Source organism: Sorangiineae bacterium MSr12523 (assembly GCA_037157775.1).
GTDB lineage: Bacteria > Myxococcota_A > Polyangia > Polyangiales > Polyangiaceae > Pendulispora > Pendulispora brunnea.
Map to the genome: position 1 here is coordinate 1161042 of CP089982.1, position 21956 is coordinate 1182997.

A 21956-nucleotide genomic window follows, 5' to 3' on the forward strand; every position below is an offset into this window, starting at 1 on the left:
CTGTCGTTCGCGTTGGAGCGAATCGTTTGCCGACGATAATTTCGAATATCAGTGCATCGTGGGGCCAAAAAGGCAGGATCTTTTCATCGGCATGTGAATTAAGAGGTGAGTTGCCGAAAGTTTTTCGTCGCGCTCACGCGTTCACCCGCATCGCGCATCGTAAGCGATGGACCGAGTGATACTTGCGGGTCCAATTGTAGATAGGGGGATGACATGAAGAAGGCAATGTTGCTCGTTGTGGCCCTCGGGGTGTCGATTGCGACGACCGCGCAAGCCGCGGATCCGCCGGCTGCAGCGTCCCGCGGTTCGAGCGAGCCGACCCCTCAAGAGCAGGCGCAGATGCTTGCAGACCGCGCGTACCAAGCCTTCGATCGCGGGGATTATACCACCGCCATTGGCATGTACCTCGATTCGTATCGGCTCGTTCCCGTCTCCGAGGTCCTCTTCAACATCGCGAGCATCTACGACAAGAAGGTGAAGGCGCCGAAGCAGGCCCTCGAGTACTACCGCCGCTACGTCGAGGCGGTGGATGCTCAACCCGATCTGCTCGCGAAGGCGAACGCGCGCATCGCTGCGCTGGAGGCGGCGAGCTCCTCGCCTGCACCCGCTGCCGCCACCGCGCCCGCCGCCCCCGAGAGTTCCGCGGAGCAACCCGCGTCGAACGCCTGGTCCAGCCTTCGGATCGCAGGGGCCGTAACCGCGGGGGTCGGTGCCATCGGCCTCGGAGTCGGTGTCGTCTCGGCGATGGTCGCGAAATCGAAGCACAACGACGCGACCGACAAAGGGTGCTCCGGGAGTACCTGCCCGAACGACGCTGCGGCCAGCACCGAGCGGGATGCGGCCACGATGGCCAATGTTTCGACCGTTGGCTTCATCGCGGGAGGCGTCTTGGTGGCCGGCGGTGTCGCCTTGTTCTTGTTCGCCCCGAAGGGCGCATCTTCTCCGAAGAAAACCGGCGTCGTTGTCACCCCATCCGTCGACCCTCGTGGGGCGGGTGGAGTCGTCGTCTCCGGCCGCTTCTTTTGAAAAACACCGATTCGTGAGGGATTACCGAGCCGGTCGCCTACAAAGGTTGAGCGGAAAGGAGAGGGGAGCATGAAACCTCGTCACACCGTATTGCCGTTTTTGATCGCGTCCACGTTGGCCGTGAATGGATGTACAGGGATCCTGGGTATCGATTCGGATCCTCAAGTCGTGACCCAGTCCGTATCGAGTTGTCAGGGAACCGTCTACGTGCGCATCGCGTCTGATTTTTCAGGCACGGCCACGGACATTGCGATTCCCTACTTCTTCGGGATCTACGACTACTTGAGAACCCTCAACGACAACGGCGGGCTCCGAGGTTGTAAGGTCGATATTCAAGTAGGAGATAATAAGTACACGCCAGGCGACACGGAGAAAGTGGTCCAATCGTGGCGAGCGTCCGACGCGCATTGGAAGGACGTCAACACCGTCTTTCTGTTCGGGACGGGACCGACGACCGCCGTCGGACCGGAGCTCGAGCGCGAGAAAAAGCTGATCATCCCGGGATCGTATGCTGGTTCGCTCGCCTCGCCCGATCCCATCGACAAGAGTGTGACGTACACGCGGGTCAACGATTCGTTCCAGGAGGCCCAGTTCAACGACGCCAAAACGAGCTCGGGTTGGCCTTACGTGTTTTTCCCGGCGACGGACTACGCCACGGCCATTCGGGTCGCGATCAAGGCCGCATTCTCGATTCAACCGGGCCGCATGGCCTTCGCGCACGAGGTTAGCAACATCTGCGCGTACTGCACGGATCCGCTCGCCGCGGGCGCATCGTTCATTCCCTCCATCACGGGAATGTCGCTCGGTCGAGATCTCATCATTCCGCAAACCTCGAGCGAAGCGGATACGGACACCATCCTGCGGAACACCGCCGCGTACTTCGATGCGGAGATCAAGCATTTCATCAGCGCGAATACCGCGAGTTGGACCTACGATCCGGTGAGCTGGGTGTGGTCCGGAAACAGCGTGTTCGCATCCGCGATCCTCGCCCGCGGGGTGTCCATCGCGCAAAATACGATCGACGCCAGCCCCGAGGTACGCAAGATCCTCGAGGCCAATCCTACGAAGAAGTGGAAGCTTCGGGTCATGGCCAACAATTGGGGGATCGGCGAAACGGCTTCTGCGACGTGCGGGCCCGGCTGCAACAATGATTTGTTCTACGGGTTGTTCCCGGTGCCGCGTTATGGCGATATCCAGAATGCGACGGAGATGGTTCAGCTCATCGCCGTGCACGACAATTACGCCGCCAAGGACAATGCCTTACCGCCGGAGGCGCCCATTACCATGGTCCCACGTTCCACCGAGCGCCGGAAGCCCGAGAGCTTTCGCGATGTCCGCTACGTGCAGGGCTTTGCAGCCGCCGTCCTCTGGGAAAAGGCCATGAATCTGGCACTGGATGCGGGCCATCGAAACCCGACGGGCGAAGACCTCAAGAACGCGTTGGAGACGTTCCGGTTGGTCGACATGGGCGGTCTGACCGCAGGGCCCATATCGTTCTCGCCCAAGGATCATCGTCCCCAATCGAATGCGTCGATCTACAAACTCGACAGCAGCGGGCAATTGGCATTCGTCGACAAACTCTCGATTTCGCTCGTCAATGAATGGCTCGGCTACTGACGAATTCCGAAGACCGCGGGCTCGACCTCGCGGTCTTCGGGCGCCACGCCGGTGGCCGTCGAATGCTGAAATGCGTCGACGCGCCGGGAACTGCCTGCTTCCGCGAAACGCATGCTCGGCCGCTCACGTCCAAGATGTTGATCGGACTTGCAGTTGCCCACACATGCGCACTGAGGTTCGCTGCTTCGTATGTTCGCTTCTGCTGATGCAGGATGAAAGGGTTGGGTTTCTGAATCGCGCAACTCCTGACAGGAGAGGCGGGGAGTAGCCGACGATGATTGCACGCAGCTCCATTCCCGAGCCCATGTTGATGCAGGCCGCAGGAAGATATCGCCATATCTTGGAGCTCGGGCGCGGCGGCATGGCGGACATCGTTCTTGCCGTCGTTCAAGGGCCCGGCGGATTCAACAAGCTCCAAGTCGTCAAGCTGCTGCGCAAAGAACTGTCCTCGGACAGTGACTTTTGCACCATGTTCCTCGACGAGGCGCGGCTCGCGGCGCGAATCAACCACCCGAATGTCGTCCAGACCAACGAGGTGGGGTTCGACGGCGAACGGTACTTCATGGCGATGGAGTACCTCGAAGGCCAGAACCTCGATCATTTCATGAAGGCGGCTCGAGCGTCGGGCGGCATTCCGCTGGGCATTTTCCTTCGGGTGTTGTGCGACGTGTGCCAGGGTTTGCACTTCGCGCACGAGCTTCGGGATTTCGACGGTGCATCGCTCAACGTGGTCCACCGCGATATTTCTCCGCAGAACGTTTTCATCACGTACAGCGGAACCACGAAGGTTCTCGACTTCGGAATTGCGAAGGCGAACGATTCCAATACGGAGACGCAGGCCGGTACCTTCAAGGGCAAGGTCGCGTACATGGCGCCCGAGCAGATCGTGGCGCGGAACGAAGTGGATCGGCGCGCCGATATTTTTGCCGTCGGAACCATCCTTTGGCGGGCCGTCACGGGAAAGCGCATGTGGAGCGATCTTTCCGAGTTGGAGATCCTTCACAAGCTCGCCAGTGAGGACATTCCCGAGCCGGTCGCGCTCGAAGGTGTCCCGAGCAAGCTGGTCGATATCTGCCGTCGCGCGACGGCGGCGGACATCGATGATCGCTACAAGACGGCCGCCGAGATTTGCTCGGCCCTCGAGGAAGTCCTGGCGACGCTCCCGCATGCGACGCATGCCGATGTGGGCGCGCTGATCTCGGACCTCTTTGCGGAACATGCGCAAAAGGTGAGGGAGGCCATCGATGCTCGCCTTGCGTCGGCCGTTTCCAGCGTATCGCCCATGAATCTGCCGCCGTTCCCGGTCACGTCCCATTCGGCCGTGCTTCCGCTCAGCACGGGGCGCGGTGTCGCGGCGGGCGACGGCGAGCGATTGTCCGTGCGGGTCGAACTGAAGGCGCGTCGTCTCTTCGCCGCGTCCGGAGCGGTGCTCGCGCTGGCGGCATTGCTCGTATTCGGCGGTCGCATTCTGAGCAAATCCTCACTAAGGGCGGATCTTCACGCCGCGTCGGGTGCGAATGTGGCCCAGGCGGTGAAGCATGCTCCCGCGACGACGGTCAGGCTGGATAGCCAGCCCTCGGAAGCCACCGTCGAAAAGGATGGAGCCGTGCTCGGGCATACGCCGCTCACGGTCGATCTTCCGCCGGGCGCGCAGTCCCTCGTCGTAACGCGCGATGGCTATTACGAGGAGACCCTGAATATCGACGTTCCGGCGGACGCGACGGAGCCGATCCAGCGCGTCCTCACGCTTCGTTCGAAGGCATCGCCGTCGGGGGCGGATGCGTCGACGCCACGAGCGCGTTTCATGCCGAACCCGCGGCCGGGGGCAGGGCCGCAAGCCATGGCCAAATCGCAGGCGCCGAGCGCCGAGCCGCCCCCCGCGCCACCGCCGCCGTCGGCGACGACAACACACAGTGCCGAGCCGTCGAAGCCGAAGGTCAAGATCGTGGACGACAACGGACCTCGTCGGAAGATCACGGTGATAACGGACTCGTAACTCCGTCGTCATCGCGAAGGCCGCGTTGCTTCCAGATGGCGAAGATCGCGGGGTAGACGGTGAGCTCGAGAAGAAACGAGGTGACGAGCCCGCCGACCATCGGCGCCGCGATGCGCTTCATCACGTCGGCCCCGGTGCCCGTGCTCCAAAGGACCGGCACCAGGCCGATGATCATGGTGGCGACGGTCATCAGCTTGGGGCGGAGGCGCTTGGCCGCCCCCTCCACGATGGCTTCGCGCAGATCGCCGCGGGTGACGAGGCGGCCTTCGCGTTGATGGCGCTCGTGGGCCAAGGTCAAATAGAGGAGCATCACCACGCCGGTTTCCGCGTCGAGTCCGGCGAGGGCAATCACGCCGACCCACACGGCCACGCTCACGTTGTAGTGCAGCAGATAGAGAAGCCAGATGGCACCGACCAAGGAGAATGGCACCGCGAGCATCACGATGAACGTCTCGGTGACCGACTTCGTATTGAAATACAGAAGCATGCACACGATTCCCAGCGTGAGGGGGATAACCCACTTCAGCCGTTCTTTTGCGCGCTCGAAATATTTGAACTGCCCCACCCACGCTAGGCGCGTTCCCGGTGGAAGTCGAACCTCCCGTGCGACGGTTTCCTTCGCCTCGGCCACGTAATCGGCAATGGGGCGATCGGTGTCCACGAAGACGAAACCGACGAGTTTTCCGCCTTCGCTGCGAATCATGGGAGGTCCGAGCCGGCTGCGAATGTGGACCACCTGCGAAAGTGGGATCTGCGCCCCATCCGGGGTGGAGATGAGCGTGCGGCCGAGCACCTCGGGATCGTCGCGGAACTCGCGCGCGTAACGCACGTTGATGGGAAATCGCTGGCGGCCCTCCACGGTTTCCGAGACGTTCTCGCCGCCGATCGACTGGGCGACGACCATGTTGATGTCCTGAGCCGTCAGGCCGTGGCGACCGGCTTCTTCGCGATTGACCTCGAAATCGATGTAGAAGCCGCCGGTGGAACGCTCGGCGAACGCACTGCGGGTTCCGGGGACGGTGGCCACGGCGCGTTCTACGGCAATGGCCGCCTTTTCGATGGAGTCGAGATCGTCGCCGAATACTTCGATTCCGAGCGGGCTGCGCACGCCGGTGGCCAGCATTTCGGTGCGTGTCTGAATGGGCATCCACCAGACATTGGGCATGCCGGGCAAGCGGAGTTTTTCGTCCATCTCCTTGATGAGGCCATCCCACGTCACTCCTTTTCGCCATTCGGACCGCGGCTTGAGCACCACGGTGACCTCCGCCATGCCGAGCGGCGCCGGGTCCGTCGGGCTCTCGGCACGGCCCTCTTTGCCGAAGACGCTCACGACCTCGGGGAACTTTTTCAGCTCCCGATCCATGGCCTGGAGTAGCACCGCCGATTCGTTTTCGGACATTCCAGGCGGGGCGGTGGGCATGTACAGGAGAACGCCCTCGTTGAGCGGCGGCATGAACTCGTTACTCAGACGAAAGAGGGCAGGAACGGTGAGTGCCATGGCCGCGACGGCCAAGGCGATGACCTTCCAGCGGTGCGTGACCACGAACCGCACGACGGGCGCATACGCGGCCGTGAGCCAGCGGTTGAGCGGGTTTCGCATCTCGTCGTGCACTTTGCCGCGGATGAACAGAACGGCGAGCGCCGGCGTGAGGGTGACGGCCAAGACGGCGGCGAAGCCAATGGAGTACGTTTTGGTGAAGGCGAGCGGCTTGAAAAGCCGCCCCTCCGTGGCCTCCAAGGTGAAGACGGGCAAAAAGGAAATGGTGATGACCAGGAGCGAAAAGAAAATGGACGGCCCGACTTCCTGCATCGCCGAAACGATGGCGTCCCTGCGGGAGCCTTGGCGCCCCCCCTCGTCCCATTCGTGAAGTTTCTTGTGAATGTTCTCGATGATGATGATCGACGCGTCGACCATGGCACCGATGGCGACCGCAATACCGCCCAGGGACATGATGTTTGCCGTAAGGTGCTGCTCGCGCATGGGAATGAATGCGAGGAGCACCCCCACCGGCAGGGTGAGAATGGGAATGAGTGCACTGCGAACGTGCAAAAGGAAAATGAAAATAACGAGGCTTACGACGATCATCTCCTCGAGGAGCGTGTGCCGCAAGGTCTCGACGGAATCTTCGATGAGCTCCGAGCGGTCATAGGTGGTAACGACCTTTACGCCTTCGGGAAGGCCCTTTTCGAGTTCGCGCAGGCGCTCTTTCACTCCTTCGATGACCGTGAGCGCATTTTCGCCGTAGCGCATGATGACCACGCCGCCCGGCGCTTCCCCCTCGCCATTGAGCTCGGTGAGTCCGCGCCGGATGTCGGGGCCGAGGTCCACGCGGGCCACGTCCTTCACCCGAATGGGCGTACCCTCCACGACTTTGATGGGGCTCTGGCCGATGTCCTCGGGTTTCTTCACGTAACCGCGTCCACGAATGACTTGCTCGTGGCCCGCGATTTCCAGCACGCGCCCGCCCACCTCCTGGTTCGAGGCGCGCACCGCCCGAACCACCTCGTCCATGGTGATGCCGTAACCGAGCAGCTTGTTGGGGTCGACGTTGACTTGGTATTGCTTCACGTACCCGCCGACGCTCGCGACCTCGGCCACGCCGGGCACGCTGGCGAGCGCGTAACGGAGATTCCAATCTTGAAGCGCGCGCAGTTCCTGCAAATCGTGTTTGCCGCTTTTGTCGACGAGGGCATATTCGAATACCCAGCCCACGCCGGTCGCATCGGGGCCCAAGGTCGGATTCACGCCCTGCGGGAGCTTGGCGCGGGCCGAACTCATGTACTCGAGCACGCGGCTTCGTGCCCAATAGATATCCGTCCCGTCCTCGAAGATGACATTGACGAAGGACATGCCGAACATCGAGGTGCCGCGCACCGCTTGCACCTTTGGCGCCGATACGAGGGCCGCGCTGATGGGATACGTGATTTGGTCCTCCACCAGGTCGGGGCTTTGGCCCATCCACTCGGTGAAGACGATGACTTGCACGTCGGACAAATCGGGAATGGCATCGAGCGGTGTTTTTCGAAGCGACGCCACACCCCACGCCGATAGCGCGACGACCATGAGAATGGTGAGAAAAGGCCGGTGCGCGCACGCCGCGATGAGCCGCGCGATCCACCCTTGGTTTCGGGCGCTCACGGGGTGCTCTCCCAGTATTTGGCGGCGGTGCTGATGCGCGCTTCGGCGGCAATGAGAAAGACGCCCGACGTCACGACCACGTCGCCGGGTTTCAGCCCGTCGAGCACCTCGTACATGCCATCCGATTCCGCGCCGACGTGGATTTCCTGCGGGCGGAGCCGTCCTTCTCCGACGTCGACGAACACGAGGCGCCGGGGGCCGGTGTAGACGACGGCCGGCGCCGGGACCTGCACGCGTTTGCCCACGTCGGCGCCCAGTGAAACGCTCGCGTACATACCGGGTCGCAATTCGAGATCGCGATTGGTGAGCACCACGCGCACGCGGCCCGTGCGCGCCTTCGATTCCAAATAGGGATACACGTATCCAACCTTCGCCTGGTAGGAACGGCCCGGGAGGTAATCGAGCGTGACCGTCGCGGGCTGCCCCACGCGCACGTTCGCGAGATCGGCCTCGTACACATCGGCTTCGATCCACACCTTGTCGATGGCGGCAATGCGAAAGAGGCGCATTCCGGCTTCGACCGAGGCTCCCTCGACGACGTTCTTCTCGATGACGATGCCGCCGGCCGGTGACGGCACCGCGACGCTCTCCATGGGCGTGCCCTTTTTGGCCACGGCATCGATTTGGGCATCCGTCATTCCGAGAAGGCGCAGCCGCTGGCGTGCCGCCACCCGCAGGGATTCGACCCGATTCGGTCCCGCGTCCGATGCCGGCGGCGACGCATTCGCCCCCTGCGTGGCGAGCAGGAAATCCTGCTGCGCGTTGTAAAGCTCGGGGCTGTACATGGTAAACAAGGTTTGGCCTGCTCCCACGCGTTGGCCGGTCTGGCTCACTTGAAGCTGCGTGATCCAGCCGCGCACCTTGAGGTTGACGTCCGAAAGGGACGATTCATCGTAGGTGACCCGTCCCACGGCTCGAAACGAGCTGCGCATGGGGCCTTCGGTCACAGGCGCGGTGCGCACGCCAATGAGCTGACGGCGTGCTTCGTCGACCGTGACGAGTCCCTGTTCCTGTTGGTCTTTCGTGACGGGCGTAAGGTCCATTCCGCAAATAGGGCACTTGCCGGGCCCTGGCTGCTTCACCGAGGGATGCATGGAGCACGTGTAGTGATCGATCGCGCCGGGGGCTTCGGTGCTCGAGGACGTGCCGCCGCCCGTGGCGGAAAGCCCTTTGGTCCCGACGGTGAGGCTCATGCCCTGCGATCCCGAGGCCCCGCCTGCGCGAATGCTCAAAACGAGTGGCCAGTTGCCGCCCATCGGCAGATCGAATATCGCGCGGTAGCGCCCGTTCTTCTCGGCGGTCACTTTGGCGCTGCCCTTCATCTCCGGCATCGTCGCCATGGCCGGCATGTCGTAAACCAGCTCGATGGTCGCGCCGTCGACCGGCTTGCCGCCCGCATCGCGCACGTCGAGCACGAGGGCGTTGTCCTTCATGGCCGGTGGATCCGGCTCGAGTGCAGCCTTGACCGTGAATGGGCCCACCTGCATGGCGGTGGTTTCACCCGCACCCGAGACGCTCTTGCCGGTGAACCACGCGACGAGCGGACCGCGCAGTGCGATGCCGGCGACGCCGAGGATCGCGACGAACGCGATGGAGACGAGGAAGCGCCGGTTCATCGCGCCACCTCCTTCGCGTCTTTGGCGTCTTTACCATCCAAACCGGGAATGCGGCCGAGCGCCCGATCGAGTTCGGCCCTTCGCCGGTCGCAGGTGGCGCGCGCCATTTGGTAATCGAGCTCCACGCTGCGAAGGTTCTTTTCCGCGTCGATGACTGCGACGAACGGGTTTTGCGAGGCAATGAAGCCAGCCCGGGCCGCATCGACTTGGTTTCGCGCGACGGGAAGCAATCGCTCTTCGAACAGGTGGAGGACGTGCTTCGATTCTTCGAGCTGCTTGAGGGCCACCACCACCTGCGTCCGGGCCATGTCGGAAAGGCGAACCGCCTCGCTTTCGAAGCGTTGCCTCGCGGCATTGGCCTCGTCGACCATGGCGGCGCGGCGTCCGACTTGAATGGGCAAATTGAATCCGAGCCCCACCATCCAGCGGTGCTCGGGCATGTCCCACATCGAATTGTACGACGTGGAGACGGTGAAATCCGGATAGTACTCGCGATCGCTCTTGTCGGCCCGCGCTTGCTCGGCGCGTGCGTGCAGGCGTGCCGACTCGATGTCGGGGCGGCGCTCGAGCGCCTCGGCCTGCAAGCGCTTCGCATCGTGCACATCGCCCGAAGGCAGGGGGAGATCCTTCGGCGGGGGCAGGGGCAGCTCGGGATCGCGGTGCAGAAGCTCGTTCATCTGCGCGACGATCACCTCGCGCTGCGAGGTCAGGATGACCGCGTCGTGCTCCAGGTGCGTGAGCTCGGCCTCGGCCTGCAGGGGATCCTGCACCGACGCACGCCCCGCTTCGAATTGCGCCGTGGCGCCTGCCCGCAGGGTGCGCACCAGCGCAATGTGCTGCGCGTTGATTTCTTGAGAGCGAACGGCGACGAAGTATTGGTCGTAGAGCACGGACGCCGTGAGGGCGAGCTCCCGCCGCGTGGCCTCGAAGTCGCTTTTGGCCGCGCCGGCCTCCGCCGAGGCGACGGCGCTTTCCAAGTTGCGTTTGCCGAACCAGGGCAGCTTCTGGCTAATACCGACTTCGTAACCCGTTCGCACACTCGAGGAGCCGATGGAGAGCGGCGCCACGGAGAGGTCGACCATGGGATCTTCGAAGGAGCCGGCCTGTTTGATGCGCGCAATGGCCGCGCGCCACCCATGGCGCGCGGACTCGATGGTCGGATTGCGCTGCAGAACGGCGCGCACGTACGAGGGGCGATCGAGCGCGCTCGTTTCGAGGACGCGTTCATCGTCGGCCCGCGCGGCGGGCGAAGTCGGTCCCGCACGGTCGTAGTCCGCGCGCATCGCATCGAAGCTCGATGCGCCCGCCGTTGCACAGGCATTTAGAAATAAGAGAGCAAGTGCGATCCCATGGGCTCGCGCCATTCCAGCAAGCATTTCCCGGATTCCTTCCTCGATGCGAAACCGCGCACGCGTGCGCAAACGGCCAGCGCGCGGCATCGCGCCGGCCGGCTTCGAAATGCGAGGACGCACGAAGCATCCTCGCGGATCGCATCAAATGAGGAAGACGCCGAGCCGCGCGCAGGCCGCGGCCGGGGAGGGTGGTGGCCGTATCCGATGAAGATCTGCAGCCGATGGCGGATACCCCGATGGCGCCGCCATGGCATGGCGCCATGGATGATTCGGCTCGAGCACCGCGGTCAAAGGAGCCGCTGGCAGACCCGGCGGCGTTTCCGCCGTAGCGCTCGGCGGGAGTGCGGGCAGCGCGCCCGGCTCGCAGCAACACGGCGCCTTCGCCAGGACTGCGTGGGCATCGGGCGGCGATCCGTGCGGACAACAGCAATGCGCCTGCAGCGTCCCCATCGCTTGGCAGTACAGGTACGACCTGCCCGCCTGGGCGATTCCGCTCAGCACGATCAGCGTCGCCACCCACACCAAAAGCGCCATGGCCAGGCGTTTCAGCATGGATTTTGGCCTCGGCGATCGCACGTCGTCACAATTATCATCGGGAAACCTGCACGGCAAACTCGGCGAATGGGACGCTTTCCCTTCGTCTAGGCGCGACGCCCGCCAAGCGTGACAGGTGAATCCGACTCCATCGATGGACGTTCCAAAGCCCCGCCGATGCCATGTGGCAAGGGCGGGGCTCTCGACAGTATGGAACGCGTCCCTAGGACGAACCGTCTACCCGCGTCAGCGGCACTTGATGCCGGCGCTTGCGCGCGCGACCTTCACGTCGACGATGTCCGCGACGGTGACCCGCAGTGCGGCCGCGTCGATGGAGCCGCCATCGGCGCTCTTCTCCTGGTCGTTGATGGCGATGCGAACGATGCCCAGATCGATGATCTGGTTCGGGTCCGTGGAAACCTGGATGGGCTTCCCATTGATGCGCAGATTGAGGATATTTACACCGGCGGCCGAGCGGGCCTTGCCATCATCGCACCACGCTTTCGCGTCTTCCTCGACCACGTCCACGAGGATTCCGTGCTCGAGCAAGCCGCCCTTGCCGAAGAGGTCCGAAACGAGATCGGTCACACCGAGGTCGCTGAGGATCTGCCGCAGGTCGATGGCAATGGTTCCGCCGTGTCCATCCTCGCCGAGAACGTCGCCCAAGAGGCCGCCCACCGGCGCGTCACGGAAGAGCGCCGCATTGGCGACGGCCGCACGCGAAACGGTTTTGCCCTTCCCGCCCTCGGTCGAGGCATTCGCAACCCCAGCCTTCACGAGGTTGCCGGCGTTGAGGGTCAGCAGGCTGGCCGTCTGATGGCCACCGCTCGACGGAAGAGCCTTCGTATCCGACACGAAGACGGTGTCTTCGTAGTCTCCGAGCCCGTTGGGCTTACCCACTTTGACGGTCGCCGCAACCGCGCGGCCCGAGTACGATTTGCAATGGCAGGCATCTCCATCGGCCGCAGGATCTTGCTGAGCCGAGGGATCGCCGGTGAGGTTATTGCTGGACGAAGTATCGCTGTCGCCCGCAGCGCAGCCCATGACTCCAAGCGTGGCCGCAAAGAGTCCAAGCATGCCCGTGCGAATCAAGTTCGAGTTGATCATTGTCTTCCCCCCTGACTTACGCTTGCTCTACAATAAGCGCACGTCTCGTTCCCTCTGATGCAATGTGGGGAGATAGCGCGTCGACCCACTCGAAAAGACGATCGCCCGTGAGCTGCTTTTTTCTAGGCACTTCAAGTGTCATCGCATGATGTGCGACAGCCATCTACGCTTGCGCACTGTTTTAATAAAGGTCGTCCGTATGTCGAGGATTGGAAATGTTATTTGGGATTCGAACGTGAAGTTCCAAATCGGGAATCGCGGTCATTCATATAGTGTCGGTCGATGACGCGTATGCCTCCATATCCACTGCGTGGATGCAACGTGCCGTATCGGGGTGAGCCTTCGAACGCAGGGCTCGCCGATTCGGCACGAAATGCGCAACGTGACGTTCGCAAGGAGGCCGCGTATGAAAGCAGTCGTATTCCACGGTGTTGGCGACATTCGTCTCGACGATGTAAAGGAGCCCCGAATCCAAGAGCCCTATGACGCCGTCGTTCGCCTTACCGCGAGCGCCATCTGCGGTACGGATCTTCACATGGTTCGCGGGACCCTTCCAGGTATGAAACCGGGAACGATCTTGGGCCATGAAGGCGTAGGCACCGTGGAAGAACTCGGAAAGGGCGTGCGCAATTTCTCGAAGGGGGATCGGGTGGTGATCCCATCGACCATTGCATGTGGCGTCTGCGTATATTGCCGTGCTGGCTACTATTCCCAATGCGATCAGGCCAACCCACGGGGAACGGGCACGGCATTCTTCGGCGGACCGGAGGAGAGCGGGCCATTCCACGGCTTGCAAGCGGAATACGCCCGGATCCCCTTTGCGAATGTCGGGCTGGTCAAGCTGCCACCGGACGTGTCGGATGAACAAGCCATCTTGCTCTCGGACATTTTTCCCACGGCCTATTTTGGCGCCAAGCTGGCCGAGATCGAAGACGGCGACACGGTCGCTATCTTCGGTTGCGGGCCCGTCGGCCAATTTGCCATTGCGAGCGCGAAGCTGCTTGGCGCCGGACGCGTCTTCGCCATCGATGCCGTTCCCTCACGTTTGAGCATGGCGCGCGCACAAGGCGCCGAGGTGATCGATTTCAACCAAGAAGATCCCATCGAGGTGCTGCGTGAGCTGACCGGCGGTACCGGTGTCGACCGGGTCATCGACGCCGTTGGGGTCGATGCCGAGTGCCCGCACGAGGGGCCGGCCAAGCAAAAAGCCGAGCAGCGAGCGACCTTTGCGTCGGAGGTTTCCGCCGTCGCGCCGAAGACGAATCCTCGTGGCGACAATTGGCACCCCGGCGATGCGCCTTCCCAAGTACTGCGCTGGGCCGTGGAGGCGCTCGCCAAGGGCGGTTCGCTCGGCATCATCGGCGTTTACCCCAGCGGAGCCACGACGTTCCCCATTGGCACGGCGATGAACAAGAACCTCACCGTGAAGATGGGCAATTGCAACCATCGGAGATACATTCCCAAGCTCGTGGGGCTCGTTCGGAGCGGCATCATCGACCCCGCCGAGATTTTGACGCAAAGCGATCCGTTGCAATCGGCCATCGAAGCGTACCAGGCCTTCGACAAGCGCACCCCCGGTTGGACGAAAGTCGAACTCCGGCCTGCTGCATAACGGGTGAGGCTCTCCGTAGGTGTGTCCGGGGGGCCCTCCGTGTCGAAAAGAAACTTCGCGGCGCGCGGCCTCGACGTCTGACGTTTCGCGCAAATGGCGGGCTTTTTCGGCATCGTGATGTGGCACGTCCGCTGCTCTTGAAGACTGCGATGTGCAAGATGACTGTCCCTGGCGAGGCGGGGCGTGGCGGCGGATCTCAGCGCCGGCCGCTCCACGATCCGCCTCGCGTGCTCGTTGCAGAGGACGATCCCGAGATGCGGCGGATCGTGGTCGAAGCTCTGCGGCGCGACGGGTACGACGTTCGCGAGGCCGCCGACGGCGGGCGCTTGTTAATTTGCATCGATGCGCAAAGCGAGAGCCCGAGCGCGGAGATCGATCTCATCATCTCCGATGTTCGAATGCCCGTATGCACGGGGCTGCAAGCCCTCGATGCCGTTCGAAGGACACAGTCGCCCCTGCCCATCATCCTGATGACGGCCTTTGGGGATGACGAACTGCGCACCCACGCGGAGGCGCGGGGAGCCCTCCTCTTCGACAAGCCTTTCGCGCTCGAGGATTTGCGGGCTACGGTCAATATGCTGTGCCGAGGTTGATTCGCCCTCGGCCCAGGCGATACCTCACTCCGATTGCGCTTTCTCGCGGAGCTCGTAGCGCTCGAGCTTTCGATAGAGCGTTTTTCGCTCCAGCCCCAGCACGCGCGCCGCCGCAGCCTTGTTTCCGGCAACGGCGTCGAGAACGCGCAAAATGTAGCGCCGTTCCACCTCCTCGAGAGGGACGAGCTCCGCCGGATCGTTGCCGGCAATGAGGACGTGCGAAAATCGGTAGTCTCGAATCTTTTCCGGCAAGTCGTCGACGCGAATCTCCTCGAACCGGGTGAGCGCAACGGCGCGCTCGATACTATTCTGCAGTTCGCGGACGTTGCCGGGCCAAGCATAGGCGAGCAACTTTTGAGCAACTTCCTTCGAGAGACCCGTCACGTTCTTCTCCGACTGCGCCGCGAACATGCGAATGAAGTGCAGCGCAAGTGGGAGAATGTCGGCCTGCCGTGCCCGGAGTGGCGGCAATGGAATGTGAACGACATTGATTCGATAATAGAGGTCTTCTCGAAATCGCTTCTCGTCGATGGCCGATTCCAAGTCGCGATTGGTTGCGGTCACGATGCGTACGTCGATCGATACCTCGGACTTGCTCCCGAGCGGCCGTATTTTGCGCTCTTGCAGGGCGCGGAGAAGCTTCGGTTGAATCGACGGGGGCATGTCGCCGATCTCGTCGAGGAACAGCGTCCCGCCGTTGGCTTGCACGAAGAGGCCGGCGCTCGCGCTTTTGGCGTCCGTGAAGGCTCCGCGGATGTGGCCGAAAAGCTCGCTCTCGAGGAGCGACTCCGGAACCGCCGCGCAGTTGATGGCAATGAAGGGCCCCGCCTGGCGCCGGCTCCGGTCGTGAATGGCGCGCGCGACGACTTCTTTGCCCGTGCCGCTCTCTCCGGTCACCAGTATCGTGGCATCGGACCCGGCGACGCGGGAAATGAGATCTTGGGTGCGCCGCATGGCCGTGCTCTCGCCAATGAGCGTCCGATCACGCGGACGATCCAGGACCTCGAGCCGGAGCCGTTTGACCTCCTCACGCAGCCTGCGGTGGTTGGCGGCGCGGTCCACGGCAATCGCCAGGGCATCGATTTCGATGGGTTTGCTGATGAAGTCGTAGGCGCCTGCTCGTATGGCCGCGACCGCGGAATCGAGATTGCCAAATGCGGTGAGAACGATAACCGGTACATCGGGACGGTTGAGGGCGATGCGTTCGCACAGCTCGATACCGTTCATCTCGGGCATGTTCAGATCCGTGACCACGACGTCGAAATCGGTCGATTCGAGCAGATGCAGTGCGTCGCCGGCCGACGTCCGCCATTGCGCACGAAAGCCCCGCTTCCCCAGTCCGAGGGTGAGCGTCTCGCAGAGTGGCTGGTCGTCGTCGACGAGAAGGACGTCGGCGGTCACGTCGGTATCTCCCCGGGAAGGTGAATGGTAAACGTACTTCCTTTGCATGGTGTGCTCGTCACCTCGATGAACCCTCCGTGATCTTCCACGATACCGTGAGCCACCGATAATCCTAATCCGGTACCGCTGCCGACCTCCTTGGTCGTAAAGAAGGGCTCGAAAATGCGAGGTAGATGCTCTTCGGCAATTCCTTGGCCTTGGTCGCGCACACTGACGATGACGCCTTCGCTGGCGGTCGAATTGCGCGCGCGGTCGACGAGTACGTCGATGGTACCACCTCGAGGCATCGACTGAATCGCATTGACGAGGAGGTTGGTGACGGCCTGCTGAATTCCATCGCCGTCGATTTCCGCAATGAGCTCCGGTGGGCCCTCGACGAGCTCGATGTGCGCGTGGCTTTTGTCGGCCAGCGGTTGGAGCAGCTCGATCGTGTCGCGGGCGATGCGCCGTAGGTCACGTGGGGCCTTCTGTGCAGGTTTTCTCCGCGCGAACGTCAGCAGTTGCCGAATGATCTTGGCCATCTTGTTCGCGGCGTCGACGATGACGCGAGCGTAGTCGACCCGTTCGGGCGGTGTGACGTCCTCCGACTCCAGCAGCTGGGCGCGCGCCAGCACGATGTTCAGCGGAGTGCCGAGCTCGTGGGCGATGCCCGAGGAAAGCATGCCGACGGTCATGAGCCGGTCGGCATGGCGGAGCTGCTCGATGGTCCGGATGCGCGCTGCGGTTTCCTTTTCGGCTCGGCGTGTCGCTTCCTCGAGTCGGTCGCACATGGCATTCATCTCGCCGGCGAGAAAACCGAGTTCGTCCTTCTGCTTCAACGCGAGCGGCTGGGAAAAGTCGCCGGCGCCGATGCGGCGTGCTTTGGCCGATAGCGCACGAATGGGCCGGCCGACGAGCCATAGCCCGAGAACAATCGCGATGACGCTGCAAACGAGGACCATCGTCAATGTCGTCAGGAGGGTGTCGATGACGATTCTGTGCGACGCGCGCTCTTCGGCGTCCAACGATTCCGACAGCTCGACGACGCCGACCCGTTCCGTGCCCACCACGACGGGGGTGTCGCTCGAACGCTTGTCCCCTGCGGGTGTCCGCTCGATGCGCGTTGGGATGGTATCCGTCTCGAGGGCTTTGCGCGCGGCCTCGTCGTCGACCGTCGCGCTCGCGTCGACCCACCGCGCGTGCACGCGCCCTCCTTGCGCATTGAGCCGATCCACGGCCCGCAGTGCAGCGGTCCGGCCTTCCGAGCGCCACGCCGCAGAAACCGCCGCGCTCAAGGAGCGCCCGAGCAGCGCGTGATCTCCAATGCGATCGGCCTGGAGAACGGCGACCTCACGCCGCACGCGCAAATAGCCATTCGCTGCGAGAACCAGGCACATCGCTCCAACCATGGCGGTGGCGAGCTTCGGGACGAGTCTCATGAATACGGTATCCCATGAGGTGAATTGGCGGAAAAGGTCTGCCGTTTGCCTGCGGGGCAAGCTGCGTGCCGCTTACTCATCTCAAGGAAGGTAGCTGCCCTTCAAATCCAATTTGGCTTTCTTGAAGGTTCGCGGCACCTGGAAAACCGCATCGTCGAGCTTCTTGCGGACGATGGACGTGGCTTCGGCACGAAGCGTTTCATTCCCATCCCGGTCGTGGACGACGACGCGCAGCGGGAAGGCTCTCTCCTTGGTGAGGGCGGCGGCCCAGGGGGGCTCGACGCTTCCTGACTTTGGATAGCTCGCCAGATCGAAATAAGGAATTCCCTTTGCGGCGCAGACGTGGGCACCATCGCTGCCCCATTCGATCGTCCAGCCCTCGCATTCGAGGGTCGCGATCTTTTCGACTTTGCCGCTCTTCGTGATCGTTGGCGCGGAAGCGGTGCCACCGTTCACCGGAGCTTTCGTGTCGATCTCTTGGTAAGTTCGCGTCCAGTCGTCGAGTACATAGCCGCGATGCATGGCAACGTCGTCGATGGCATTGACATTCGTCGATGAAGGGACGGCACGCACCTTGTCTCCCTTGATCTTGTATCGAATCGATGCAGAAAGGTCTTCTTTGGATGCTGCGCCCTTCACGCTGACCACGATTTCGCCTTCGAAGGGCAGATTCGCGGCGGGGGGCTGCGGTGCGCTCGAAGTGGATGCCGCGGGCGTTGCCGACGGTGCCGTGGCCGCGGCCTCCTGCTTCTTCCCGCATCCGCAAAGTGCAAGGACACAGGCCGCGAATACGGCCTTTCTAGCGGTCGTGAACGTATCCATGTCACGAATATAATACATGGACGCGCCTTTCCCGCGGCCGCAGCGACTCGGGTTACGTGGTTGAGTCATTTCGACACAGTGGGTCGAAAAGACTCATAGGAAGTCGTGCCACATTCCGCCGTGGGCGAGGATTACACCGATGTTGATCAACGCGACGAGGACGAGCCCGATGGTGCCGCCGATGCGTGTTCGCGAAGTCCTCCGTCGCGGGTCGCGGGCGAGAAATATGGCCGCGAGCCCGCAGGTGATGGCCACGAAGATATGAACGCACAGGTAGAGCGCTTCGAGCACGCTCTCACCGTTAACCACGGACGATCGTCCTGTCCCGCGCATCAATCAGCGGATCGCGACTTCGTATTTCTTCATGGAGCGCATCAACGGGTGTGGTTCGAATTCCGGCTCGCCGAGGGGCTTCATTTCGGGGAAGCGGCTGAGCAACGAGGAGACGGCGGTGAGGAGTTGCATGCGTGCAAGGGCGGCGCCCAAGCAGGTGTGTTGCCCTGCGCCGAAAGAAATGGTGTGGCGCAGGTCGCGCCGAATGTCGAAGTGGTCCGGATTGGGGAAGGCTTCCTCGTCGCGCAAGGCGGCGGTGAGCAGGGGAATCACCATTTGGCCCTTTCGCAAGGGGATGCCTGCGAAGTCCATGGCCTCCGTGCAGTATTTGGGAAATCCCGTTTTGGCGAACATGTCGAACCGCAATGTCTCCTCCACGGCGTTGCGCAGCAGCGACGGGTCCCGCTGGACGGCCGCGAGATCGGCCGGGTGGTGGAGCAAGGTGTGCACGGCCCAGGCGATGCCGTTCTTGGTGGCGTCACCACCGGCCACGAAGAAGGCGAACACCAGGGAAAGGAGCTCGTCCTCGGACAGCTTGGCGCCTTCGTCGCGTGCGTCGATGAGGGTGCTCAAGAGATCGTCCGCGCGGGGATTGTCGCGGCGATCGTTGATGACCCGGCGCAACATGGCCACCCAGCGGGGCGTGGGAGAAATCGCCGCGAAGATCTCGTCGATGGGCAGCGCGATGTTCGCGCTTCGCGCGGCGGCGAGGCCGAAGGCGCAGAGATCGTCGCGCATGTCGAGCGGGATGGCCAGGAGATCGCAGATGACCCGCGATGGCAAAAGCCCCGCGAACTTGGCGACGTCCAGGCGATTCTCCGAGATGCTTTGCTCGAGGAGCTCGTCGATGGCCTCTTGAATGCAGGCCTGCATCCGCTCGACGCTGCGGGCGCTCATGGTGCTGCTCACCAACTTGCGCACGGGTCCGTGGCGGTGGTCGGGCAAAAGGCTCAATCCGTTGTCGATGAGCCTCTGGAAATCGGCGAGCTCGGGGGGCCATTGCTCGGGCGGGGCGAATTCCCACAATCGATAATTGTTGCTGAAGCGACGATCCGCCAGCATCGCTTTGACGTCGCGGTATCGGCTGATGACCACCGCCTGGCGGGCCTGCCATTGGTAGACGGGCGCGTTCTCACGCAACCACCGGAACGTCGGATGCGGGTCGACGAGAAAGCTCGGAGCATCCATGTCCAGGACGAAATCCTCTATCTTTTTCTCGCTCAAAATATCCATCATCGCATCTCCTTGATCGACAACGTCGTTGGCTGTGGGGCGAGTGCTCGCTCGATGATCCGCGCAATGCCGGGCCAGTGGGATTGAAGGAAGAAATGGCCGCCTCGAAGGACATGAAAGTCCCACCCGGCCGCTGCCACCTTCTGCCAACCTCGCACGAGATCGGGCGTGATGGCATCTTCGTCGCCGGCAAAGGCCGTTATGGGGATATCGTGCGCAGCATCCGCTCGCTCGTCACACGTTTCCAGTACCTCGAAATCCGCACGAACGACCCGGCAGAAGTACTGCATGAGCTCTTCGTCGGCGAGGACGGCCCGGGGGCAGCCGCCCAGTATTTCCAAGTAGGCGCGGAACTCGTTCTCGGTGAGAAGGTGCTTTGGCGCGGCGGCCGGCGCGCAGCCGGGGCCTGATTTCCCCGACAGAAAAAGGTGACTCGGCCCGCGAAGTCCCCGCGATGCAAACCGCAGTGCGAGTAGGTGCGCCACGAGTGCCCCCATGCTGTGGCCGAAGAAGGCGAAGGGTTCCAAGGACCGTTCGAGTCGCGGCTGGATTTGCCGTTCGTATTCGTCGAGAACGGCCTCCATGGAGGTGAGCAGGGGCTCGCGGAAGCGCATGCCCCGCCCGGGGAGCTCCAGCAGAATGGCATTCGTCCGCGAGAGGGCCTGCTTGAGTCCAAAGTACGATTGGGCACTTCCTCCGGCGTACGAAAAGCAAAATAGATTCATGGATATCCCGTCGCGCGTGCATACGTTTGCAGCCCGTAGTCGCCGAGGAGAAGCTGCTGGATCTGTGTGCTTCCCTCGATGATCTCCAGCACCCGTGCCTCGCGAAAGAGACGTTCCACGTCGTAGTCGCTGGAAAGGCCATTGGCCCCGTGCAGCTGCAGCGCGGCGGCGGTGGTTCGCGTGGCCACGCGGGCGGCAAATTGCTTGGCCACGTTGGTGGCCATGATGGCTTCGGGATCCGCGGCCCGCCGGAGTTCTCCCGCGTGCAGGCATAGCGCGCGTGCGGCGTGCGTGTCGGTGACGGCGTCGCCCACCATGGCTTTGACGAGTTGAAAGTCCTGCAGGGGCCTGCCGAACTGCTCGCGGCGAAGGGCGTACGACACCATGGCTTCGATGGCGGCTTGTGCGACGGCCACCGCGCTCCAAGCGACGCTGTAGCGGCCTAGATCCAGCGCCGTGGACGTGACGTAGGTGAACCCCGCGCCGGGCCGGCCCACGGCGTCGGCGCGGGAGAGCTTCACGTTGTCGAAATGAAGTTCGGCAATGTGCGAGCCACGCGCGGCCATCATGCCTCGAATCGGCTCGACCCTGACCCCCGCGAGCTGGCGCGGAACCAGAAACGCCGTGACAGCCCTCCCGTTTTCGCCGTTTGCGTCGCGCGCAATCACCAGAAAGACGTCGGCCAGCGCCCCGAGCGAGGTCCACCGCTTGGCTCCGCGAAGGATGAAGCCGTCGTCCGTCTTCTCGTAACACGTGCGCACCGAAGCGGCGTCGCTCCCCACATCGGGCTCGCTCAAGGCGAAGGCGGCGAGCGCCTCCCCGCGCGCCAGGCGCGGGAGCCATTCCGACTTTTGCGCGGCGGAGCCCCAGCGGGCGAGCGTGCCGGCCACGATGGAGGCGTGAACGGTCAGGATGTAACGTGTATTGCAACAGACTTTCCCGATTTCCTCCGTCACGAGCCCCCAGGTCACGGGATCGAGCGGGCGGCCTCCCCATTCGTCGCCCACGAGGGCGCCGAGAAGGCCCGCGTCCCCGAGCTCGCGCACGAGCTCTTTGGGCACGCCTCGCTCTTCGAATTCGGTCACGCGTGGATGGAGGCGCGCTCGGGCGAATGCGCGCGCCCCCTCCACGGCGGCTGTTTGCTCGGGTGTGAGCGAGAGCTTCATGACTCGATCGGGTTGCCGAGTTTTCGTTGGAGAAATTGCCGAATTTGGCTGATGGTGCTGAAGGTCGAGATATCCAATTCGTCGTCGGCGACTTTGATGTTGAACTCTTTTTCGATGAAGGTAACGAGCTTCAGGGCCATCATCGAGTTGACGAATCCCAATCGAAAGATGTCGTCGTCGTCGCTCAGGGTGACATTTTGCTTTTGTGCCAGCACATTTCCTTGGATGAATTTGCGTACGGATGAAATCGTGGCCATGGTGGTCCT

General features: G+C 62.8%; 18 protein-coding genes. 5 read left to right on the forward strand and 13 right to left on the reverse strand.

Features of this window, described 5'->3' with window-relative positions:
* Positions 1–213: 213 nt before the first annotated feature.
* The 3 genes from LZC95_04980 to LZC95_04990 all read left to right on the forward strand — a co-directional run bounded on the left by LZC95_04980 (position 214) and on the right by LZC95_04990 (position 4639).
* On the forward strand, positions 214–1026 hold the full coding sequence (locus LZC95_04980) for a hypothetical protein (GenBank protein ID WXA96189.1): 813 nt from the start codon (positions 214–216) through the stop codon (positions 1024–1026).
* 69 nt (positions 1027–1095) lie between these two features.
* Positions 1096–2643, forward strand: coding sequence for an ABC transporter substrate-binding protein (locus LZC95_04985; protein WXA96190.1), 1548 nt, complete (start codon positions 1096–1098; stop codon positions 2641–2643).
* Positions 2644–2917: 274 nt separating this feature from the next.
* On the forward strand, positions 2918–4639 hold the full coding sequence (locus tag LZC95_04990) for a protein kinase (GenBank protein ID WXA96191.1): 1722 nt from the start codon (positions 2918–2920) through the stop codon (positions 4637–4639).
* Here LZC95_04990 and LZC95_04995 read toward each other — a convergent pair.
* The 5 genes from LZC95_04995 to LZC95_05015 all read right to left on the reverse strand — a co-directional run bounded on the left by LZC95_04995 (position 4617) and on the right by LZC95_05015 (position 12387).
* Positions 4617–7703 (reverse strand): CusA/CzcA family heavy metal efflux RND transporter, encoded by a 3087-nt coding sequence (locus tag LZC95_04995; protein ID WXB00300.1) that lies wholly within the window; start codon positions 7701–7703, stop codon positions 4617–4619. The genes LZC95_04990 and LZC95_04995 overlap by 23 nt on opposite strands.
* 71 nt (positions 7704–7774) lie before the next feature.
* Positions 7775–9394, reverse strand: coding sequence for a FixH family protein (locus tag LZC95_05000; GenBank protein ID WXA96192.1), 1620 nt, complete (start codon positions 9392–9394; stop codon positions 7775–7777).
* Positions 9391–10866, reverse strand: a complete 1476-nt coding sequence (locus LZC95_05005) for a TolC family protein (protein ID WXA96193.1) — start codon at positions 10864–10866, stop codon at positions 9391–9393. Before LZC95_05005 ends, LZC95_05000 begins: the two co-directional genes overlap by 4 nt.
* A 21-nt stretch (positions 10867–10887) precedes the next feature.
* Positions 10888–11298 (reverse strand): hypothetical protein, encoded by a 411-nt coding sequence (locus tag LZC95_05010; GenBank protein WXA96194.1) that lies wholly within the window; start codon positions 11296–11298, stop codon positions 10888–10890.
* 228 nt (positions 11299–11526) lie between these two features.
* Positions 11527–12387, reverse strand: coding sequence for a hypothetical protein (locus tag LZC95_05015; GenBank protein ID WXA96195.1), 861 nt, complete (start codon positions 12385–12387; stop codon positions 11527–11529).
* Between the two features lie 406 nt (positions 12388–12793).
* Between LZC95_05015 and LZC95_05020 the strand changes: the two genes are divergently transcribed.
* Positions 12794–13999: a glutathione-dependent formaldehyde dehydrogenase gene (locus LZC95_05020; protein WXA96196.1), complete on the forward strand. Its 1206-nt coding sequence runs from the start codon at positions 12794–12796 to the stop codon at positions 13997–13999.
* Between the two features lie 158 nt (positions 14000–14157).
* Positions 14158–14592, forward strand: coding sequence for a response regulator (locus tag LZC95_05025; GenBank protein WXA96197.1), 435 nt, complete (start codon positions 14158–14160; stop codon positions 14590–14592).
* 24 nt (positions 14593–14616) lie between these two features.
* Here the strand turns inward: LZC95_05025 and LZC95_05030 are convergent, their stop codons facing one another.
* From LZC95_05030 to LZC95_05065, 8 genes are all read right to left on the reverse strand, one after another.
* A complete protein-coding gene (locus LZC95_05030; GenBank protein WXA96198.1) occupies positions 14617–15993 on the reverse strand; it encodes a sigma-54 dependent transcriptional regulator in 1377 nt (458 codons plus the stop codon).
* A complete protein-coding gene (locus tag LZC95_05035) occupies positions 15990–17411 on the reverse strand; it encodes an ATP-binding protein (GenBank protein ID WXA96199.1) in 1422 nt (473 codons plus the stop codon). The genes LZC95_05030 and LZC95_05035 overlap by 4 nt, the downstream gene beginning before the upstream one ends.
* An 81-nt stretch (positions 17412–17492) precedes the next feature.
* A complete protein-coding gene (locus tag LZC95_05040; protein WXA96200.1) occupies positions 17493–18233 on the reverse strand; it encodes a DUF4412 domain-containing protein in 741 nt (246 codons plus the stop codon).
* Between the two features lie 93 nt (positions 18234–18326).
* Complete coding sequence (locus LZC95_05045) at positions 18327–18542, reverse strand: hypothetical protein (GenBank protein ID WXA96201.1); 216 nt, start codon at positions 18540–18542, stop codon at positions 18327–18329.
* A 27-nt stretch (positions 18543–18569) separates the two neighbouring features.
* The gene (locus LZC95_05050) at positions 18570–19802 is read right to left on the reverse strand and encodes a cytochrome P450 (protein ID WXA96202.1); all 1233 of its coding nucleotides are present in this window, start codon (positions 19800–19802) and stop codon (positions 18570–18572) included.
* A complete protein-coding gene (locus tag LZC95_05055) occupies positions 19799–20524 on the reverse strand; it encodes an alpha/beta fold hydrolase (GenBank protein WXA96203.1) in 726 nt (241 codons plus the stop codon). The genes LZC95_05050 and LZC95_05055 overlap by 4 nt, the downstream gene beginning before the upstream one ends.
* Positions 20521–21690 carry an acyl-CoA dehydrogenase family protein gene (locus tag LZC95_05060; protein WXA96204.1) on the reverse strand — a complete coding sequence of 390 codons (1170 nt, stop codon included), beginning with the start codon at positions 21688–21690 and terminating at the stop codon, positions 20521–20523. The genes LZC95_05055 and LZC95_05060 overlap by 4 nt, the downstream gene beginning before the upstream one ends.
* Positions 21687–21947, reverse strand: a complete 261-nt coding sequence (locus tag LZC95_05065; GenBank protein WXA96205.1) for an acyl carrier protein — start codon at positions 21945–21947, stop codon at positions 21687–21689. Before LZC95_05065 ends, LZC95_05060 begins: the two co-directional genes overlap by 4 nt.
* Positions 21948–21956: the final 9 nt, after the last annotated feature.